This is a genomic window from Paraburkholderia sp. UCT31, assembly GCF_014397655.1.
GTDB classification, from domain to species: domain Bacteria; phylum Pseudomonadota; class Gammaproteobacteria; order Burkholderiales; family Burkholderiaceae; genus Paraburkholderia; species Paraburkholderia tuberum.
Genome location: NZ_VZQP01000003.1, coordinates 36,983 through 58,448, shown reverse-complemented (window position 1 = coordinate 58,448; position 21,466 = coordinate 36,983). Strand labels below are relative to the sequence as shown.

Below are 21,466 nucleotides of genomic sequence, written 5' to 3'. Positions count from 1 at the left end.
AATTTACGAACATCAACACCGGCCGATGGGAAAGGCCGGCTCACCGGCCCCTCGGCGATATGCGGTTTTCGATTGCCCCCAGCCTTGCCTCTGCGCTCAGCCGTGCTGCTGAGCCACCGTCGCTTGCCAGCCAGTGCGCGCTTCCACCCACTCCGCCAACATCAGCAAATCCAGGTCGCCGTGAGCGGCGCCCACCAGTTGTGCGCCAAGCGGCAAGCCCGCCGGCCCGAATCCCACCGGAACGGTCACGGCCGGTACACCGAGGAACGTCCACGGTGCGCAGAACGATGCGTCGCCCGTATAGTCGAGTCCGCGCGGCGGCTCGCCCGTGGCCGGCGCGACCAGCAGCGCATCGAGCGCCATCGTGCGCGTCAGCCAGTCGTGAAAGCGATGCGCCATCGGCATCTGCGCCGCCTTGATCCTGGCGTAGGCGGTGACGGGCAGCTTGCGTCCCTCGTCGACGAGACCGCGCATTGCCTGGCTCACGAGCTCGGGCGTGCGGTCTACAAGTTCGCCGTGCGTGATGGCCGCTTCCACGGACATCAGTTTCAACGCATGCGCGGGCGTTTCGAAGATCTCGGCAGGCAGATCGACTGAGACTATCTCGGCACCGTCTCGCGCGAGCTGGGCCGCGAGCCTGTCCAGCGCAGCCTGTTGCGCCGGCTCGACTTCGCCGCCGACCTGTTTCGACAGCACGCCGATGCGCCGCGTCCCAGTGCCGCGCGTCGTCGCGGCAGTGTGCGGAACGTGCGAGACGTGCGGATCGGCTGCATCGGCCCCAGTGACGAGCGCCAGTGTGTAAGCTACATCGGCGACGCGCGTCGCGAACATGCCGACGTGATCGAGCGACCACGCCAGCGGCAACACGCCCGTGCGCGCGATCGCGCCATAAGTCGGCTTGAACCCGACGATGCCGCAGTACGCCGCAGGCCGGATCACCGAGCCCTGGGTCTGCGTGCCGAGTGCGAGCGGCACGATGCCCGCCGCCACCGCCGCCGCGGAGCCACTCGACGAACCACCCGGTGTGAACCCGCCATTCCACGGGTTGACGGTCGCGCCCGGCTGACGCCAGGCGAATTCGGTGGTCACGGTCTTGCCGATAATCGACGCGCCCGCCGCACGCAGACGCGCCACCACCCACGCATCGTGCTCAGGGCGTCGGCCCTTGTAGGCGGGTGAGTTGAATTCGGTCGGCATGTCGGCGGTATCCAGAACGTCCTTCACCGCGACAGGCACGCCCGCCAACGGCGCCGTCGCATCGACGGCATTGACCGGCGCGATCTCCGGCAAATAGCAGAACGCATGCAATGACGCCTGCGATTCGCACGCGGCATCGTAGGCGCGCACGACGTACTGCGCGACGTCTGCATTGCCCGAGGCGACCTCGGCGCGAATCCGGGCGATAGTGGGAATCGGGGCGACGGTGGAAGAAGCAGGGAACATGGTCATGGAAGCGTCGGCAAACGGTGTCATTTCGCGGCAAGCGCCGGCTGAATGTAACTCTGAACGATGAACCTATCGTAGCTGGGTTGCTGCTTCAGGTTGCCGAGCGCGATCTGCGTGTCCATCGCGACGGTCAGCGCTTTCGGCGTGATGCCGACGTTCTTCGGATACACGCCTTCGTCCAGCATGCGCTTGACGGCTGCATCGACCACCACGGGATCGAGCGTCGGGAATTCCTTGCGAGCGATCGCCGCGGTTTCCGCAGGATGGCCCTGCATGAAAACCAGCGCGTTTTGCAGCCCCTTCACGAACCTCGCGGCCGCATCAGGATCGACGCTGCGTTTGGCGGAGATCGACGAGAACGCGTATTCGCCATAGAGCTTCGGAAAGCCGAGCACGACTTTCATGCCCTTCGCGACGGCCTGATCGAGACCCGGCTCATACATCACCGCGATCTTCGACTGACCGGCGACCAGCGGTCCGATCTCCGAGCCGAGCGGCACCTGAACCAGCTTGATGTCACTCTGGGACATGCCGTTCTCCTTCAACAGCTTGAAGAACAGCGACGTGCTCGTAGTCGGCATCTGTCCCGACACGACAACCTGATCCTTCACATCCTTGATGCCGCTGAACTTCACGTCCGGCGCAACCGCGATCCACACCGCCGCACCGTTCACGACGTTGGCGATCACGTCGACATCCGCGCCCTTCTCGGCGGCCACGGCCGTCCACTCCGGCCCGTGCAGCGAGAAATCGGCGCTGCCCGACAGCACGGCGGAGAGCGCCGCGCTCGGGCTACCCGCCGTCTGCTTGCTAACATCGAGTCCCTGCTTCTCGAAGAAGCCACCGTCGATCGCTACATAGAGCGGCAAATACAGCATCGACTGGAACGCCTGCGAAATAGTCACTTTCTTGCCTGCGGCAAGCGCCGGCGTCGAAACAGCTGCAACGCTCACTGTTAAAGCGATGCTCAGCGCGCTCAGCGCCTTTCTTGCGGTTAGTGCCATCGTCTGTCCTGAGATGAAGTGGTTGGACTGCCGGAAATGGGTTAAACCTTGAGCGTGGTGGTATTCGACGCCTGCCGCCACGGCAGCAGCTTGCGCTCGAGCAGGTCGATCAAAAAGTACAGAACGAAGCCGATCGCCATCAGTACGAACAGGCCCGCCCACACGGTGTTGAGGTCATACAGGCTCGACGCTGTGAAGATCATGTGCCCGAGGCCCTTCTCTGACGAGATGAATTCGCCCACCACCGCGCCAACCAGACCGAAGCCGACGTTGATGCGAAAGGTGGAGATCACATAGGGTAGGGTGAACGGCACCACCACTTTCATGAAGACATCGTTTTTGTTCGCGCCGAGCGTGACAAGCAGCGCCTGCAAATCGGGATCGGCGTCTTTGGCCGCTTCATACGCGGCGATCAGCGCGACGATCGCGGTCAGCGAAATGGCCAGCGCGACCTTCGAGATCAACCCGGTGCCGAACCACAAGATCACGATCGGTGCGAAAGCGATCTTCGGCACACTGTTGATCGCGACGATGAATGGCTCGATCAGCCGCGCGACGAACGGCGAATACCACAGCGCGAGCCCGCACACCGATCCGACCGCCGTGCCGAACACGAAACCGAGAATGGCTTCGAAAAGCGTATAGCCGGTGTCGATAAAAAGCTGATGCGATTGCATGTCGCGCACGAGCGCCGCGAGGATTTTCGACGGCGAGCCGACGAGGAAATTCGATACCCAGCCCAGGCGCGCCGCCCCTTCCCAGATGGCGAAGAACGCAATCACGGCCGCCAGTTGCAGCAGCGAGCGGCCCCAGCCGCTGTCAAGTGCGTACCGCACGCGAGCCTTCGGTGCACGCCGTGCCGGTGCCGATTTATCGATGGAAATGGACTGTGTCATGCTGCCTTTACCTCCGTCTGAATATCGAGCTCGCCGCACAATGCATGAAAGTAACCCGCGAAGTTGGGGTCGCTGCGCGCACCGATCGGCGAGCGCGCGGCGATGTCGATGTCATAGATCTTCTTCACCTGCGAAGGCCGGCCGCCGAGCACGACCACGCGCCTGGACAACGCGACCGCTTCGTCGATGTCGTGTGTGACGAGCACCACTGTCTTATGGAACGTTTCGACAGCTTCCATCAACACGCCTTCCAGGTACAGGCGCGTCTGATAGTCGAGCGCCGAGAACGGCTCGTCCAGCAAGATGATGTCGGGATCGTTGATCAGCGTGCGGATGAGCGCGACGCGCTGACGCATGCCGCCCGACAGCATGCGGGGATAGGCATGTTCGAAGCCCGCGAGGCCATACGTGTTGAGGTATTCCATCGCCATGTCGTGCGCCTGAGCGGCCGGCATATTCGACAGTTCCGGTCCGATCAGCACGTTTTGCAGCACGGTACGCCACGGCAGCAGCAGGTCGCGCTGCATCATGTAGCCGACCTTGCCGCGTAAGCCGTCGACGCTTTGCCCGCGATAGACGATATCGCCGCTATCCGCCTCGAGCAGGCCGGCGATCACGTTGAACACGGTCGTTTTCCCGCAGCCCGAAGGCCCGATGATGCTGACGAAATCGCGTTCGTGAATATCGAAGGTCAGACCGCCGAGGACGTCGACCGAGCCGAGTTTGTTCGAAAACGATTTGCGGATATTGCGTAAGGCAAGCTGAACGGGCATGTTTGTTCCTCGACGACGGTTCGGTGTGCATTGCGGCAGACGGCGGGCGGAGTCAAACGCCCCGCTGTGCGGCGAGAAAGCGGCGGCGCATCGGCTTAAGCACGGCAATGGCCAGCAGTGCGGTGGCGATGTCGAGCGTGATCGCGGTGGAGAACACCGGCTCCCAACTGCCCGCGTGCTGATGCAGCAATGCCGCGAGGGGGCCGCCGAAGATCGAGCCGATCCCTTGCGAGATGTAGAGCCAGCCGTAGTTCTCGGTGGCGTGACGCGTGCCGAAGGTGTCCGTCAGCGTCGCCGGGAACAATGAGAAGATTTCGCCCCAGCCGAAGAACACCACGCCCGACAGCAGCACGAATAGCACGGCGTTATCGCGCGTGAGCAGCCACAACGCCATTGCTATGCCTTCGAGTGCGAACGCGAAGAACATCGTGTTCTCGCGCCCCACCTTGTCCGACACCCAGCCGAACAGCGGCCGCGTGAGTCCGTTCGTGAAGCGGTCGATTGTCAACGCCAGCGGTAGCGCAGCCATGCCGAACACGAGCACCCTGGTCACGCCGAAGTCGGCGGCGAAGGTGGCCATCTGCGAGGTGACCATCAGACCCGACGTGGACATCATGGTCATCATCGCGAACATCAGCCAGAAGAGCGGCGTCTTCAGTGTCTGCGACGGGCGAAAACTCGCGACCGTCGGCGCGGAAATGGAACCCGCGGAACCCGCGGAACCGGCGGCATCGTCGTGCGAAGGCGGCACGCGCAAACCCTGCGAAGCCAGCAGACCGACCACTGCGAACGCAATGCCGAACATCCACAGCGTGGCTTCGATGCCGCGTGTCTGCAGCGACGTGGCGATCGGGAACGTCGTGACGATCGCGCCCATGCCATAGCCGGCAGCCACCGCGCCCGCCGCGAAGCCGCGCCTGGTCGGGAACCAGCGCACCATCAGCCCCACCACGCCGACATACACAATGCCCGTGCCCAGCCCGCCGATCACACCGTAGGTCAGATAGAGCATCGGCGCGCTATGCACCTGCGAGGCCAGAATCCAGCTCAGGCCCGCCATCGCGGTGCCGATCGAGATCGGCATGCGCGGTCCGAAGCGGTCGATCAGCTTGCCCTGAAACGCCGAGAAAAACGTCTGCAATATGATCAGCAGCGAGAACGTGACTTGCAGTTCAGGTAGCGCTACGCCGAGTTTCGCGGCGAGCGGTTTGGTCATCAGCGTCCATACATATTGCGGACTCGAGATCGCCATCATGCAGACGAGACCCAGCCCCAGCTGAAGCCAACGGTTGTCTGTCACGGTGGTCGAAGTGCTGCGGAGGTCCGCCGACGCTATGGATTGCGAGCGTGTGGGTGTGGTCATCGTAACTCCATTTACTGAGCAAATGCCTGCCGGCGCCCGGCAGACGTGCAGCGTCCTCCGGGCCTCAAAGGCCGGACCTGCAATCCGATTGAAAAAAAGCGCGCGTGTGCGTCTACCAGCCCGCGGCTGCCCCGTCACTGCGCGGATCGTAGCCCGCTTCAATCAATCCATCTGGATACCGAACGATTGCGCCGGCGTGTCCCATTGCCTCGTCGTAGGCCTGCATCGTCTCGACCTGGTGGCCGAGCGCTTCGAGCCGGGCCACTGTGCCGGGCGCGAAGCGCGCTTCGAGCTTGAGCGTGTCGGTCGACTGGCCCCAGGTCCGGCCCAGCAGCCAACGCGGCGCATCGATCGCGGCTTGCGGATTCCAGCCGAATTTCGCGATGCGTGAGAAAACCGCGCTCTGCGATTGCGGCTGGCCGTCGCCGCCCATGTTGCCGTAGACCATCGTACGGCCGTCGGCAAAACGTGCGAGCGCCGGGTTCAGCGTATGAAAAGGCCGGCGCAGCGGCATCAGCGGATTGCGTGCGCGCTCGTCGAGCGAAAAACTGCAGCCGCGGTTCTGCCAGTTGATGCCCGACCCCGCCAGCACGATGCCGCTGCCGAACTCGTGATAGATGCTCTGGATGAAGCTCACCGCGACGCCGTTGCTGTCTGTCACGCCAAGCCACACCGTATCGCCCGGCCCGCGACCGGCGCCCCACGGCGCGGCCTGGGTGATCGAGACTTGCGCGGCCATCGCGTCAAGCGCGGCCGGCTGCAGCAACTCACGCGGATCGACGCGCATGTAATCCGGGTCGGTAATCTCGGCGTCGCGCACGGCGAACGCCAGTTTGGTCGCTTCGACGCACGCATGCACGAACTCGGGACCAAGCGGGTCCATGTCCTTCGTCAGCACCCGATCGAGGATGCCCAGAATCAGCAGCGACACCAGCCCCTGGGTCGGCGGGGGCATGTTATAGATCGTGCCCAGCGAGTGCTTGAGCGCGAGCGGCGTTCGCAGGCGCGCCTCGTGCCGTTCGAGATCCGCAAGGCTCAGCAGGGAGCCCGCTGACTGCAGATCGCCGGCAATGCTGCGTGCGAGGTCGCCCCGATAGAAGTCGTCGAAGCCCGCGTCGGCCAGACGTTCGAGCGTAGCGGCAAGACGCGGTGCGACGAAGCGCTCGCCGGTAACGGGCGCGGAACCGCCGGGTAGAAAGGTTTCGGTGAAACCCGCGATCGGGCGCAATTCGGCAAGGCGGCTCTCCACACACTGCGCGTGGCTGCACGTGACCGGCACGCCGTGCTTCGCGTAGTGGATCGCGTCTTCCAGCAGGCGTTTGACCGGCAGCCTGCCCCCGAGCGTTTCAGCCGACCAGCGCTGCGCGCGCTGCCAGCCCGACACCGTGCCGGCCACGGTATTGGCTGCGAGCGGGCCGCGCACGGGAATCGCCGCCAGTCCGCGCGCGCGGTATTCGTCGATTGTTGCGGCCAGCGCCGCCGCGCCACATGCTTCGATGCCGACCGGCTCGGCGCCGGGACGGGAGATCAGCCAGAAGCCGTCCCCGCCTATGCTGTTCATGTGCGGATAGACGACCGCGATGGTCGCGGCGGCGGAAATCATCGCTTCGACGGCGTTGCCGCCTTCACGCAGGATGGCGAGAGCGCTCTGCGCGGCGAGCGCGTGAGGCGCAACCGCCATGCCGCGGGTTCCGCGGCCCGGATTCAGGAATTTGGATGCCATGGGAGCAATAGAGGTTTGCTTGTATACATACCCATCTCTATGCGAAAACCGTGCCATCAGCCAGAATTCCCGCAGAGGCTGACTGCAGAAGGAGCTTAAAAGCTCGAGCCGCTCCAACGTATGTTGCTAGATGGTGCCGCGCAACCTTGGTGGTGCATAGGGAGCGCTGTGGGGCTCCAATGCGGTGCGGGCGCGTTGCAGGCGCTCGGTCGTCAGCGTGCGCACCTCCGCCCTGCTCCCTTCTATGTGCCGTCCCAGCAACTCGACGGCACTGTCCGCCGCAAGATTGCGGATGGCCGCGAGAATTGCAATGTGTTCGTCGTAAGTGTCATCGATGCAGTCACCATAGACGAGATCGAGCCGCCGCACCACGCGGATGCGGTCGGTCACGCGCTGCATGGCCGCGCTCAACTCGGCGTTGCCGGCGGCGACGACCAACGCCTCGTGAAAGGCTTCGTCGAGTGCCACCATCTCGCGGCCATCGCGAACGCGCTGTGCGCGAGGAACGTTCCAGATGCGCTCGAGCCGCTCGAGCATCTGCAAGGCGGTCGCGGATAAGGCGCCGTCGACCCCAAAGAACCGGCTGACCGAAAACGTCTCGATCAGCTTGCGCATTTCGTATAGATCTTCGAAGCGCTTGAAATCGATCGGCACGACTTCCCAGCCGCCGCGCACATAGCCGCGCATCAACCCGTCGCTTTGGAGGCGCTGCAGCGCCTCGCGCGCCGGTGTGCGGGAAACGCCGAAGCGATCCGCGATACTGCCTTCGGTCATACGATCGCCGGGCAGCAGGCGCATGTCGAAGATATCGTCGCGCACGCTGAAATAAACATGGTCAGCGCGCGACGAGGGAGATTGGGTTGTGTCTTTCACACATGAGCCTGGAATTGACGGGTCTTTTCGGCAGTGACTATCGGCTAGCCTCAAAACATCCGTCAACAGAAATTTAATCTGCCGGCGGCTCGGGCGGACGCCGCCATTGTAGGCGTCAGTAACAAACTTGAATCGGACAGGTGCCGTATGTCGAGAAGCTGGGTAATACGGATGCTGAAAAGCTGAGGGCGCATGGAGTACTCCGCAGTCCGGGGCGCGCCGGGCGCGCTTCTGGCCAGCGAGAAATGCTCCTGCAAGCTGATGATGCTCATCGCTTAGCGTGGCGGAAAGCTGCGCTGCTAGCGTCGTGTCGAGCACGTGCGATGCACTCTGACGCAGAACCGTATTCATGATCTTCCTGGTCTCCCGAAGGGCGTTGTGTGGCTGGGCGAGCAGCTTGTCAGCGAGTTTCAGGGCCTCGTCCATCAACTGTCCGGAGGCAACTGCGCGATTCCGCTAGTCCATACCCGACCGCCTGTTGCCCGCTAATCAAAGGGGGTTCGTGCGAACGGCATCGCACCCGGCACCTTCAAGACAGAGATGGCGCGTTCACAATGGGAAGATCCCGCGATGGTCGCCTGGTACGAACAGCTCAACCCGTCAAAGCCCTTCGGCGACGTCGATGAAACAGCAAGGAGAACTCCGAGCCATTTCGCTTCACCGTGCTCCATTCCTTCGCCAGGATTTCGTCAAGAGTGCGTCGGTTGTTCAAGCCAGTCAGCACATCCGTACGTGCAATCAAACGCATTTCATCCTCTGCCTGTATCCGGCGACGAAGCTGAGCCGGAAGTGAAAACGAAAGCGCAATAAACACAGCCCCAAAAGATGCACATGAGCGATCCGATTGTGATTGCACGTGTGCGTCAAAGCGCGTACATATCACGCTCGGCCGCGGCGACCATTATGATCAGAGGTAGCCCCGGAAAATTCTTGAACCAATAAAGGCGGCGCACACCGTCAATCGATGCGATTTCACTAAAGCTTCCCTCGGGTGCCGAGATGAATCGCCGAAATGTATGGGACTGGCTGATGTCCTTCCCAAGGATCCTATTACCGAGAGGTTGACGCATGATCGTGACGCCCTCCTTCCCGATTAGCGAAACAGCAAGGCGCGAAAGTAGTCGAGACTGATGACCAGGACGACGATTCCACCGCTCTGCAATCAGGGCGATATTGCGAAGGTTGATTCGAGTATATTCTGCGGCATCGCGACGGCTCTGATACAGCACGAAAGCGGATAGCGCAATCATGACGATTGCCACCAACATCCCGCAGCCAGCTACAGGCTGCAGCAACGCCTGCAGGATGTACTTCGCCGTGGCGCCTCGATAGGAATGGAAAGTGTTTTTCTTGCTCAATTCCTGTCCCACCCACTCACCGGCCCTGGCCTTGAGCCTTTTTCCAGCCCATTCGTAGTGAACTTCGCGGCTTTGAATAGCGCTAACACTACTGTGTTACGATTGCTTACACACTGTAGTAAAGAACGGACGCTTGGTAAAGGCGGTTTTGTCCTCGCGACAAGCGGTAGCGCTGGGCAAATCGGACCTGCTGATAACACGCTCACGCCCTTGCCTTGCGCTGCGGTATCCAACCGGGGGATTGAGTGAGCCGTCTTGTTGTTGTTTCGAATCGCACTGCTGACCTCCGGAAGGCCGCAGCGGGAGGTCTCGCTGTAGCGGTAAAAGAGAGTCTGCAACAGACAGGTGGGATGTGGTTTGGCTGGAGCGGCAAGATTCGCGACGCGGCACCCGAATCTGACAGCGAGACCAGCGTCAGACTGCAAACAGTCGGGAACATACAACTGGTGACGCTTGACCTGAACCAGCAGGATTACGATAGCTACTATCTGGGATACGCGAACGATGTCTTATGGCCGGTATTCCACTACCGGCTGGACCTTGCGAATTTTGATGTACGATTCGCAGCAGGGTACCGGCGGGTCAACCAGCTGTTCGCGCGAAAGCTGCTACCGTTGCTCAGGCCCGACGACATCATCTGGGTCCATGACTATCACCTGATCCCCCTTGCTGCCGAACTCAGAGCGATGGGGTGCGGCAACCGGATCGGATTCTTTCTGCATGTCCCGATGCCACCGCCTCTCATCATGGCGGCCATTCCAGAGCACGAATGGCTCATGCGTTCACTATTCGCCTACGATCTGGCCGGCTTCCAGAGCGAAGCGGATGTAACGCATTTTACGCGCTACGTAGAGTCCGAAGCCAGCGCTGACGCGCTACCCGGCGCACAGCTTCGGGCCTTCAATCGCACGTTGCGGGTCGGGGCGTATCCGATAGGAATCGACGTCGATGAGTTCGCCGCTCTCGCGCAGGACCGGGAGGGTGTCGAAATGTTCGATCGTATGCGACAGGAGTACTCCCGACGCCGCCTGCTTCTCGGCGTCGACAGGCTGGATTACTCAAAGGGTCTACCGCAGCGCGTGCACGCGTTTCGTGAGCTTCTCGCGAACTACCCCGAGAACCGCAACAGTGCAACACTCATCCAGATCGCGTCCCCGAGCCGGGAAGACGTGGGTGCCTATGACGATCTGCGCCGCGAGATGGACAGCCTCTGCGGCGCGATAAACGGTGACTTCGGCGAACTTGACTGGATGCCGGTTCGTTATATTCATCGCAACGTCGCCCGTAAGCGGCTACCGGGACTATATCGCGCAAGCCGCGTCGCGCTTGTCACGCCACTGCGCGATGGGATGAACCTGGTCGCCAAGGAGTTTATCGCCGCGCAGGACCCGGGCGATCCCGGCGTGCTGGTTCTCTCCCGATTTGCCGGCGCAGCGGAACAATTGAAAGAAGCTCTTCTTGTGAATCCGTACGATACGCACGGGACAGCGCACGTCATTCAGCGCGCGCTGACGATGTCAATCGAAGAACGGATCAGTCGTCACGCAGCATTGATGGGGCGGATCCGCCAGTTCGATGTGCACTGGTGGAGTTCGAGTTTTCTGAGGGATCTCTCGGCTGCTGAGCGCAGTGACGACCGTGAACCGGTGCTGGGACATTCAGCCGATCGCGCGAGCTAACCGACGGCGATTGGCGCATCGTGCCGCCCTACGCCGACGACGCAATCGGCTCGAGTACCCACGCGACAGCGCGTTGCAGCCCCGCTGAAGAGCACATGCAGACTGATTGCGTGACAACTGATGTAACAAACGAATGTTGAGGTGCCGCGATGCTGTACGACTACGGAACATTTCACATCGATTGCCGGGCGCACCGCGCTAACGATGGTCGTTACGTTGCGAGAGCCAGAATCAGTCGCGGACCGGGCGACGCGGAAGACCGCGTCGAAACGCATGATTCAGGTGATATCGATTCGTTCGCCGACGAGGCCGATGCCATATCTTGCGCGAAAGCGTGGGCTATCAAATGGTGCGACGAAAACCGGGACTGAGCCGCGCACGGCGGTTCCGCATACTTGACGATGGAGACCGACATGGCTGAGCGGCGAGAGCAGCTTGACGAGTACAACGGCTTCGTCGTGCTGGCCAAACCAGCCTGAATGCATCGAGTTTCTCAGGAAATGCACGACACTGGATTTCTGAAGAGGTGAGCCGGACGAGCGCCCGGGCCGCGCCAGATCGAGTCAAAGGGGAATGCGCATCCACGCCACCGACTCGAACTGATTGGGGGAACTATCTTCCTGGAGGCCTGACAGACCGCTACGAGCGCTTACACCGCTCACGTCTATGAGTTCCGTCACTCGGAATCAATTGGGGAGGAAAATCGATGAAAAAGTGGCTCGACCTGAACGTGTTTCTGGGTATCCCTGCCAGCGAGTGGGTCTATGCGGCGATCGCGACCATCGTCAGCTACCTGGCGTTGATCTATCTGCTGAAGTTCGCCATCACGCGCCTTTCGATGCTGTCCCAACGAACGTCAACCCGTCTCGACGATATGCTGGTTCAGGTCATTGAAGGCACGCACCGGCTTACGCTACTCGCGGCAGCAGCGCTGGTCGGCACGAAGTTTCTGACATTGCCGGACAGGTGGGACGGCCGTCTTGGCCATCTCTGGTTTCTCGTCATCGGTTTTCAGCTGGCCCTGTGGATAAACCGTGGCGTGACGCTATGGACCGAGAGGCGGCTGCAAGCGACAGAGAGGCTCGCCCACAATCCGGTCATCACGACCATGCTGTCGTGGACGTTGCGCGCGCTGCTGTGGTCCGTTCTTATGCTGGCGGTGCTCGCCAACATGGGCGTGAACATCACCGCGTTTGTCGCGAGCCTGGGTGTGGGTGGTGTTGCCGTCGCACTCGCGGTACAAAGCATTCTGAGTGATCTTTTCGCATCGCTGGCCATCGGACTCGACAAGCCATTCGAGATTGGCGACTTCATCGTCTTCGGTGAGATTGCCGGGAGCATCGAGCACATCGGACTCAAGACCACGCGCATCCGGAGTCTGAGTGGAGAACAGATCGTTTGCAGCAATACCGAACTGCTGAAAAACACGATTCACAACTACAAGCGAATGGCCGAGCGGCGCATTCTGTTTAATTTCGGGGTGACATACGATGCGAGTCCCGAGCAATTGCGCGCCGTTCCTGCCATCGTACAGAAGGCAGTCGAATCCGCCGGAAAGACCCGCTTTGATCGTGCGCACTTCAAGGGGTTCGGCGACAGCTCGCTCGATTTCGAAGTCGTGTATTACGTCACCGATCCCGCCTACAACCTGTACATGGACATACAGCAGGGAATCAATCTCGAGTTGATGACGCAATTTGGTAGACGGGGTATTGAATTCGCTTTCCCGACGCGCACGCTCCACGTCGTGAACAGGCAACAGGCGGAGGACGGTGCAAAGAGGTCATCGTTCGCACCGCACGCGGAATTGGCTACTCGAGAGGCACAATAAACGCTTCCGAATACCGCTCGGGCCGTTCCTGAGCGTGTTCGGGTTAATGCCCGGGACAGGATTTCAGGCGCCTGGCTGCCCCACGCGTCTGCCGGATGACCCGTTTGGCAACCGCGTATACTCCCGTTTCCCAAGGCACGGCTGGAGTCCGGATGCAGAAAATTCAACCTAGATTTCCCGTGCGAATCCGATCACATGATCCAGCGCCGCTGGTCCGCTCAATCCAGCCCAGAACCTTCATCCCCCACCACGCCGCATGCTCGACATCATTGCCATCTGTCTGGTCGTCACCGCGCTACTGGCGTATGTGAATCACCGCTTTCTGAGGCTTCCGACGACGATCGGCGTCATGGTAACGGCGCTCGGACTCTCCCTTGCGATCGTTGGACTGGACAAGCTTGGCGTCGCGCACGGTTTGCGCGTTGCAGAAGAGCATCTCGTCAACTCGATCAATTTCAGTGAGGTGCTTCTGCAAGGCATGCTGTCGCTTTTGCTGTTCGCCGGCGCGATGCATGTGGATTTACGCAAGCTGAAGGCTTTCCGGACCCAGATCATCAGTCTGGCTGTGCTCAGTACGGCGACCTCCACGCTGCTGATCGGATTCGCGATGTGGAAACTGCTCCCCCTTTGCGGAGTCGAACTCGCGCTGCCCTTCTGCCTGCTGTTCGGCGCCCTGATTTCGCCGACGGACCCCGTCGCGGTAATCGGCATCCTGAAGTCCGCAGGCGCGCCCGAAGGCCTGAAGGTGGTCATTACTGGAGAGTCGCTCTTCAACGACGGCGTCGGGGTCGTGCTTTTCTCTCTGCTGCTCACGATGGCCAGCACGGGCGTCACTCCATCCTTCCAGACGGGGTTGGCTGCATTTATCCTGGAAGCCGGCGGCGGCCTGCTATTCGGCGGCGTCGTAGGCTATCTGACATATCGGCTGCTCAAAAGCGTCGACCATTACCAGGTCGAAGTCCTGATGACGCTCGCATCGGTGATCGGCGGCTACGCGCTCGCTAATCATCTGCATGTCTCCGGGCCACTCGCCATGGTGGTTGCGGGCGTGATGATCGGCAACCGCGGCCGCGCCGACGCGATGTCCGAGACGACCCGGCGATACGTGGACATGTTCTGGGAGTTGATCGATGAGATTCTGAATGCCGTTCTTTTTGTATTGATCGGCATGGAGGTTCTGCTCGTCGAGTTCCCCGGCAGGATACTACTCGCTGGCGCCGGTGCGGCACTGGTCGCACTGCTCGCGCGACTCGTGTCGGTGGGACTGCCTGTCATGCTTCTTGGGCGGGCGTCCCGGCTACCGAAAGGAGCGTGGAGTGTGCTTACATGGGGCGGGCTGCGTGGTGGCATTTCCGTTGCACTGGCACTATCGATTCATCCTGGACCGGGGCGCGACATCGTCCTCGCGTTGACGTACTGTGTGGTCGTTTCGTCGATCCTGGGTCAGGGGCTCACGGTTGGCTGGATTATCCGTCGGGCAGCAGGCGTCAAGGAAGAATGAAAACGGTCCGTATGCGGTGACCAGTTACGACAAAAGGATTGCCAGGTGGCGACCATCGCGTTCGGCAAAATCAGCTATGAAAGATCTTTGTCGATCAGATGTGTTGTGGTAAATGCAGGTAAGCACCAGAGGGGTGAATTACGAGACGCTCCGCCGCTACGTGGATTGGGTGTATCAGGTTCAGGGCGGCAAGGAAAATATAAGCATTGTCGTAAGGGACCGCGATCGCGCGATGATCAAGAGAGTTGGATTGGATCAACTGCATCAGATTCTCAGCCGGACACCGCCGCTGCATCCTCCTCAACAACCTGGCGGCAATTCATCCAAAAGAGCGAAGCGCTGGAGCAAGTAGATAAATAGGGTATCGAAGGTGATCGCGTTCGCGAACGATGCGGTACGCCTCCAATGACCGTGGGCTGTCCGATGACAGCTTTCTGCGTCTGTGCCGGGCGCGAGACAGAATGAGCGCCGTTAGGGAGTGGCTTGCAAATTCGCCGGGGAGCGCCGCACGACAGAACTTCGGCGAGATGCTGCGTGGCTCAATGAAAATGCGGACAATCGAATGGCCGAACGAATACGTGTTCGGCGCGCTGGAGCGGCCACCTGTCGAGCGACGCTTGTCAACAAGTGGCACTTTGAATGCCACCGAAGTTCGTCGACGAGCACTCACCCGCCTATCGGGAGCGCGTTCACGGTAGCCAAAGCTCAGTCAGAATTGTGCATCGCACAGTGAATTTTCCCGGTGCTGCAGACTTTGCAGTACCCGAAAGACGAAGCTTACGTTCCTGCAGACTTTGTTGTGCACCCGTAACAACCAAAAAAAAAGCGTCACGTTGCCGTGACGCCTTAAAAAGTTCTAGCCATTCCGAGGGCCGTGCTAGAACCTGAGAGAAGGTAATTCGAAACGCGCAAGCGCATTGGACGGGCAATCGATCCTGGATTTTGGGATTTTTCCGCTCGCGCGCACCACAATGCAGCGAAGACAAGCGACTTTCGAAATGAGGTTCCATTTTTTATGGTTATGCTGACTAAGTCAAGCAAAAAGATGTAGTCGACCATCGATCGGCAAATTCTTCCGATACAATGACTTTTCTTAAAAATGTATGAATGGGTGCCCCGGTTTGGAGATGTCCCTGCCTCTGTGAGCGGCCGTCAACAGGTTGTCGCACGAACAATTTGAAATGCTGTTCCATAAAAGCGCATGAACCGATCCACTCCCAACCAACCCGTCGCCGCCAAGGTCCCCGCCAGCAAAGACCGAGACGGCCCAGGCGATGAAGTCACCGCGCTCGCGCGCGGCCTGACCGTACTGCGCGCCGTCGCCGCCGCGCACGCACCACTCAGCAATCGCGAACTCGCCGAGTTGACCGGCATCCCGAAGCCCACCGTGTCACGCATCACCGCGACGCTCGTCGGCACCGGTTTTCTGCTGCGACTACCCGACAGCGAGCGCTTCGTGCTGACCTCGTCGGTGCTCGAACTGAGCAACGGCTTTCTGCGCAACTTCGACATCCGCTCGCGCGCGCGGCCGTTTCTGATCGAACTCGCGGAACGCACCGCGTTGTCGGTGCATCTGGCGGTGCGCGACCGCTACGACATGGTCGTCATCGACGCGATCCGGCCGCGTTCGGCGGTGCTCGTGTCGCGACTCGAAATCGGCTCGCGCATGAGCTTGACGCGCACCGCCGTCGGCCGGGCGTACCTCGCGGCGCTCGCGCAACCGGACCGCGACCGTCTGCTGGTCGGCCTGCAGACGGCCGAAGGTGACGATTGGGGCTATATCGGCAGCCGTCTCGCAAGCGCGATCCAGGACACCCTCGAGCGCGGCTTCGCAATCGCCACCGGCGAGTGGTACAACGGGCTGAACGCGATCGCGCTCGGCTTCGTCGGGCCGTCGGGCGAGCGCTACGCGGTCAATTGCGGCGGCTCGGCCGACCAATGTCCGCGCGACTGGCTGATCGCGCGCGCCGCGCCCGCGCTGCTCGAATGCATCGACAAGATCGTCCTGGAGATCGGCGGCACGCCGGGGCGCCGGCTCGACGAATAAGCCGGCGGCGGCAACGGGCGCCAAACGGCGCCCCGCGCGGATCGAACGCGGCGCCAGCCGCCCTCGATCTGCGGGAGTGGCGACGGCGGCCCGCCCTCGCCCGACCATTCGCCGACATGCTGTAACCTTCGTAATCAACCGAAAAATACGCGGCTGGACTGTTACAGACGCCGCAACGTACGATCACGCATCCCGTCGCGGGACCGCGCGCCGCGAGCCGTGAGCGTCGTCGAAACGGCCGCGTCCAGCCGTGATGATTCCGCATTGCGTTAACATCCCTGTCCCGCGCCTCGGGTAGCATCGCGCTGAACATTGCGCGGCGCCCGCCGCCACGACCGCCTGACATGCCGCCCATGTGCCGGCCCACCGCCCTTCGAATGGCGGCGACCGCATCGGCGGCTCACATCATCAAGCCAGCCACCCGACCGAACCGATGGACGAACAACAAAAGCACCCGGAAACCCAACACCCTGCCGCTCCCCAGCCGTCCGCGAACGGCGCGCAATCGAGCGCGCCCGGCGCGGTGAAACGCCACCGCGGCCGCACCGTCGCGCTGATCGTCGCGGCGCTGGTCGTGCTCGGCGTCGTGCTGTGGCGCTGGCATCCGTGGGGCGGGCCCGGCAGCGGCGCGAGCGCGCCGGGGGCGGCGAGCGGCGCGCGCAGCGGCCGCTTCGGCCGCGGCGGTCCGAACGCGATGGCCAACATGGCGCAGCCGGTGCACGTCGCCGCCGCGACGCAGGGCGAGATGCCGGTCGTGCTGACCGCGCTCGGCACGGTCACGCCGCTCGCCACCGTCACCGTGCTGCCGCAGCTGAGCGGCGTGCTGCAGGACGTCTATTTCAAGGAAGGCCAGATGGTCAAGAAGGGCGACGTACTGGCCCAGATCGACCCGCGCCCGTACGAAATTTCACTGCGCAACGCCGAGGGCACGCTGGTGCGCGACGAGGCGCTGCTCGCCACCGCGCGTCTCGATTTGAAGCGCTATCAGACGCTGCTCGCGCAGGACTCGATCGCGAGTCAGCAGGTCGACACGCAGGCGTCGCTGGTGCGGCAATACGAAGGCACGGTGAAGTCCGATCAGGCGAACGTCGACAGCTTCAAGCTCGACCTCGTGTACGCGCGCATCACCGCGCCGGTGTCGGGACGCGTCGGTCTGCGTCAGGTCGACCCGGGCAACTACGTGACCTCGGGCCTCACCAACGGCATCGTCGTGATTACGCAGCTCGATCCGATCAGCGTGCTGTTCACGACCTCCGAAGACAATCTGCAGCAGATCATCCAGCACACGCAGAACGGCGAGTCGCTGTCGGCCACCGCGTACGACCGCAGCAACACGCATCCGCTCGAAGTCGGCTCGCTAAAGACGATGGACAATCAGATCGACACGACCACCGGCACGATCAAACTGCGCGCGATCTTCAAGAACAAGGACAACGGCCTGTTCCCGAACCAGTTCGTCAACACTCGCCTGCTCGTCGATACGATCAGGAACGCGGTGATCGTGCCGACCTCGGCGGTGCTCAACGGCTCGATGGGTACCTTCGTGTACGTCGTGAAGCCCGACAACACGGTCACCGTGCGCCAGGTCAAGGTCGGCCCGGTCGACGGCGAGCGCACCAGCATCCAGTCGGGCCTCGCGGTCGGCGAGCGCGTCGTGATCGACGGTTCGGACCGGCTGCGCGAAGGCGCGAAGATCACGATTCCGGCCGAGCGGCCGCGTGGCGCATCCGGCGCGCACGGCGCGAGCGCTCCAGCGAGCGCCTCGGGCGCGCACGCGCATCGCGGCCGGCACGCGGCGCAAGCATCGCAATAAAGTAAAGGCCCGGCACTTACCGCATGAATCCATCTCGCGCTTTTATTCTGCGTCCTGTCGGCACCGCGCTGCTGATGGCGGCGATCATGCTGGTCGGCCTCGTCGCGCTGCGCTTTCTGCCGCTGTCCGCGCTGCCCGAGGTCGACTATCCGACGATCCAGGTGCAGACCTTCTATCCGGGCGCGAGCCCCGACGTGATGACGTCGTCCGTGACGGCGCCGCTCGAAAGGCAGTTCGGGCAGATGCCGTCGCTGAACCAGATGTCGTCGCAAAGCTCGGCCGGCTCGTCGATCATCACGCTGCAGTTCAGCCTCGACCTGCCGCTCGACATCGCCGAGCAGGAGGTCCAGGCGGCGATCAACGCGGCGGGCAACCTGCTGCCGTCCGACCTGCCCGCGCCGCCGATCTACGCGAAGGTCAACCCGGCCGACGCGCCGATCATCACGCTCGCGATCACGTCGAAGACACTGCCGCTCACGCAGGTGCAGGATCTTGCCGACACGCGTCTCGCGCAGAAGATTTCGCAGGTCGCCGGGGTGGGTCTCGTCAGCCTGTCGGGCGGCCAGCGCCCGGCGATCCGCATTCAGGCGAACCCGCGCGCGCTCGCCGCGTACGGCCTGAATCTCGACGACCTGCGCACCACGATCTCGAACCTGAACGTCAACACGCCGAAGGGCAATTTCGACGGTCCGACGCGCAACTACACGATCAACTCGAACGACCAGTTGACCGACGCCGACGAATACAAGAGCGCCGTGGTCGCGTACAAGAGCGGCCGTCCGGTGATGCTGACCGACGTCGCGAGCATCGTGGCGGGACCGGAGAATACGAAGCTCGGCGCGTGGGTCGACAACACGCCCGCGATCATTCTGAACGTGCAGCGCCAGCCGGGCGCGAACGTGATCCAGGTGGTCGACAGCATCAAGGCGCTGCTGCCGCAGTTGCAGCAGTCGCTGCCCGCCGCGCTCGACGTCGAGGTCGTCACCGACCGCACCACGACGATCCGCGCGTCGGTGCGCGACGTGCAGTTCGAACTGGCGATGTCGGTCGTGCTGGTCGTGCTGGTGATGTACCTGTTCCTCGCCAACATCTACGCGACGATCATTCCGAGCCTGTCGGTGCCGCTGTCGCTGATCGGCACGCTCGCGGTGATGTACCTGTGCGGCTTCTCGCTCGACAACCTGTCGCTGATGGCGCTGACCATCGCCACCGGCTTCGTCGTCGACGACGCGATCGTGATGATCGAGAACATCGCGCGCTACGTCGAGGAAGGCGACACGGCGCTCGAAGCCGCGCTGAAGGGCTCGAAGCAGATCGGCTTCACGATCATTTCGCTGACGGTCTCGCTGATCGCGGTGCTGATTCCGCTGCTCTTCATGGGCGACGTGGTCGGGCGCCTGTTCCACGAATTCGCGATCACGCTCGCGGTGACGATCATCATCTCCGCGGTCGTGTCGCTGACGCTCGTGCCGATGATGTGCGCGAAGCTGTTGCGCCACACGCCGCCGCACGACAGTCACCGTTTCGAGGCGAAGGCGCACCGCTTCATCGACTGGGTGATCGCGCGCTACGCGGTCGCGCTCACGTGGGTGCTGAACCGTCAGCGCTCCACGCTGGTCGTCGCGGTGCTCACGCTGGTGCTGACCGGCCTGCTGTACGTGTTCGTGCCGAAGGGCTTCTTCCCGGTGCAGGACACCGGCGTGATCCAGGCGATCACGCAGATGCCGCAGTCGGTGTCGTTCGCATCGATGGCCGAGCGTCAGCAGGCGCTCGCCGACCAGATCCTGAAGAACCCGGACGTCGAAAGCCTGACCTCGTTCATCGGCGTGGACGGCAGCAACATCACGCTGAACAGCGGCCGCATGCTGATCAACCTGAAGCCGCGCGACGACCGCAGCAATACCGCGAGCGAGGTGATCCGCCAGTTGCAGAAAGACGTCGCGCATATTCCGGGCGCGTCGCTGTACATGCAGCCGGTGCAGGACCTGACGATCGACTCGACGGTCAGCCCGACGCAGTATCAGTTCATGCTGACCGATCCGAACATCAGCGAATTCACCACGTGGGTGCCGAAGCTGGTCGACCGGTTGAAGCAGTCGCCCGAGCTCGCGGACGTCGCGACCGATCTGCAGGACAACGGCCGCTCGGTGTTCATCGAGATCGACCGCGCGACCGCCGCGCGCTTCGGCATCACACCGGCCACGATCGACAACGCGTTGTACGACGCGTTCGGCCAGCGCATCATTTCGACGATCTTCACGCAGTCGAACCAGTACCGCGTGATTCTCGAAGCGCAGCCGACGATGCAGCACTACACCACGTCGCTGAACTCGATCTACCTGCCCTCTTCCACGTCGACGGGCGGCCAGGTGCCGCTGTCGTCGATCGCGAAGTTCATCGAGCAACCCGCGCCGCTGCTGGTCACGCACCTGAGCCAGTTCCCGGCCACCACGGTGTCGTTCAACCTCGCGCCGGGTTCGTCGCTCGGCGCGGCGGTCAAGGCGATCCAGCAGGCCGAGAAGGACGTCGGTCTGCCCGCGTCGTTCCAGACGCGCTTCCAGGGCGCGGCGCTCGCGTTCCAGGCGTCGCTCGCCAACGAGCTGTTCCTGATCCTCGCGGCGATCGTCACGATGTACATCGTGCTCGGCGTGCTGTACGAGAGCTTCATCCATCCGATCACGATTCTGTCGACGCTGCCGTCGGCCGGCGTCGGCGCGCTGCTCGCGCTGCTGATCACCGGCCACGATCTCGACATCATCGGCATCATCGGCATCGTGCTCCTGATCGGTATCGTGAAGAAGAACGCGATCATGATGATCGACTTCGCGCTCTACGCCGAGCGCGAGGAAGGCAAGCCGCCGCGCGAGGCGATCTACCAGGCGTGTCTGCTGCGCTTCCGGCCGATCCTGATGACCACGCTCGCCGCGCTGCTCGGCGCGCTGCCGCTGATGCTCGGCACCGGCGCGGGCTCGGAGCTGCGCCGGCCGCTCGGTATCGCGATCGCCGGCGGCCTGATCGTGAGCCAGCTGCTGACCCTGTTCACGACGCCGGTGATCTACCTCGCGTTCGATTCGCTCGGCCGCCGGCTGCGCGAGCGCTTTAACCGCGGCGATTCGTCCGGTAGCGCCACGCCGCCCGCCACCGATGCAGGGAACTGAG

The 21,466-nt window shown here is 62.4% G+C and carries 15 protein-coding genes and 1 pseudogene; 8 read left to right on the top strand and 8 right to left on the bottom strand.

Going from position 1 to position 21,466, the window contains the following annotated elements:
* Window positions 1–96: 96 nt before the first annotated feature.
* The 8 genes and pseudogenes from F6X40_RS02660 to F6X40_RS02625 form a co-directional block, all read right to left on the bottom strand.
* Entirely contained in the window at window positions 97–1,449 is a 1,353-nt protein-coding gene (locus tag F6X40_RS02660; protein WP_187626731.1) for an amidase, read from the bottom strand.
* A 20-nt stretch (window positions 1,450–1,469) separates the two neighbouring features.
* A complete protein-coding gene (locus tag F6X40_RS02655; RefSeq protein WP_187626730.1) occupies window positions 1,470–2,450 on the bottom strand; it encodes an ABC transporter substrate-binding protein in 981 nt (326 codons plus the stop codon).
* 41 nt (window positions 2,451–2,491) lie between these two features.
* A complete protein-coding gene (locus F6X40_RS02650; protein WP_184039818.1) occupies window positions 2,492–3,346 on the bottom strand; it encodes an ABC transporter permease in 855 nt (284 codons plus the stop codon).
* Window positions 3,343–4,119, bottom strand: a complete 777-nt coding sequence (locus F6X40_RS02645; protein WP_184044181.1) for an ABC transporter ATP-binding protein — start codon at window positions 4,117–4,119, stop codon at window positions 3,343–3,345. The genes F6X40_RS02650 and F6X40_RS02645 overlap by 4 nt, the downstream gene beginning before the upstream one ends.
* Before the next feature lie 52 nt (window positions 4,120–4,171).
* A complete protein-coding gene (gene oxlT, locus F6X40_RS02640; RefSeq protein WP_187626729.1) occupies window positions 4,172–5,482 on the bottom strand; it encodes an oxalate/formate MFS antiporter in 1,311 nt (436 codons plus the stop codon).
* 112 nt (window positions 5,483–5,594) lie between these two features.
* Entirely contained in the window at window positions 5,595–7,163 is a 1,569-nt protein-coding gene (locus F6X40_RS02635; RefSeq protein WP_316251782.1) for a gamma-glutamyltransferase family protein, read from the bottom strand.
* 168 nt (window positions 7,164–7,331) lie between these two features.
* Entirely contained in the window at window positions 7,332–8,078 is a 747-nt protein-coding gene (locus tag F6X40_RS02630) for a GntR family transcriptional regulator (protein WP_187626835.1), read from the bottom strand.
* Between the two features lie 625 nt (window positions 8,079–8,703).
* A pseudogene (locus F6X40_RS02625) lies at window positions 8,704–9,184 on the bottom strand (diguanylate cyclase domain-containing protein); the annotation flags it as partial.
* A 497-nt stretch (window positions 9,185–9,681) separates the two neighbouring features.
* Between F6X40_RS02625 and otsA the strand changes: the two are divergent.
* The 8 genes from otsA to F6X40_RS02585 all read left to right on the top strand — a co-directional run bounded on the left by otsA (window position 9,682) and on the right by F6X40_RS02585 (window position 21,465).
* Window positions 9,682–11,115 carry an alpha,alpha-trehalose-phosphate synthase (UDP-forming) gene (gene otsA / locus F6X40_RS02620; RefSeq protein WP_187626727.1) on the top strand — a complete coding sequence of 478 codons (1,434 nt, stop codon included), beginning with the start codon at window positions 9,682–9,684 and terminating at the stop codon, window positions 11,113–11,115.
* A 149-nt stretch (window positions 11,116–11,264) separates the two neighbouring features.
* Window positions 11,265–11,486: a hypothetical protein gene (locus F6X40_RS02615; RefSeq protein ID WP_187626726.1), complete on the top strand. Its 222-nt coding sequence runs from the start codon at window positions 11,265–11,267 to the stop codon at window positions 11,484–11,486.
* Between the two features lie 335 nt (window positions 11,487–11,821).
* Window positions 11,822–12,946, top strand: a complete 1,125-nt coding sequence (locus tag F6X40_RS02610) for a mechanosensitive ion channel family protein (protein WP_187626725.1) — start codon at window positions 11,822–11,824, stop codon at window positions 12,944–12,946.
* A gap of 256 nt (window positions 12,947–13,202) precedes the next feature.
* On the top strand, window positions 13,203–14,447 hold the full coding sequence (locus F6X40_RS02605; protein ID WP_187626724.1) for a cation:proton antiporter: 1,245 nt from the start codon (window positions 13,203–13,205) through the stop codon (window positions 14,445–14,447).
* A gap of 45 nt (window positions 14,448–14,492) precedes the next feature.
* On the top strand, window positions 14,493–14,807 hold the full coding sequence (locus tag F6X40_RS02600; protein ID WP_187626723.1) for a hypothetical protein: 315 nt from the start codon (window positions 14,493–14,495) through the stop codon (window positions 14,805–14,807).
* An 841-nt stretch (window positions 14,808–15,648) separates the two neighbouring features.
* Window positions 15,649–16,494 carry an IclR family transcriptional regulator gene (locus tag F6X40_RS02595; RefSeq protein ID WP_184062044.1) on the top strand — a complete coding sequence of 282 codons (846 nt, stop codon included), beginning with the start codon at window positions 15,649–15,651 and terminating at the stop codon, window positions 16,492–16,494.
* A 433-nt stretch (window positions 16,495–16,927) separates the two neighbouring features.
* Entirely contained in the window at window positions 16,928–18,307 is a 1,380-nt protein-coding gene (locus tag F6X40_RS02590; RefSeq protein ID WP_187626722.1) for an MdtA/MuxA family multidrug efflux RND transporter periplasmic adaptor subunit, read from the top strand.
* Window positions 18,308–18,330: 23 nt separating this feature from the next.
* Window positions 18,331–21,465 (top strand): MdtB/MuxB family multidrug efflux RND transporter permease subunit, encoded by a 3,135-nt coding sequence (locus F6X40_RS02585; protein ID WP_187626721.1) that lies wholly within the window; start codon window positions 18,331–18,333, stop codon window positions 21,463–21,465.
* Window position 21,466 lies beyond the last annotated feature (1 nt).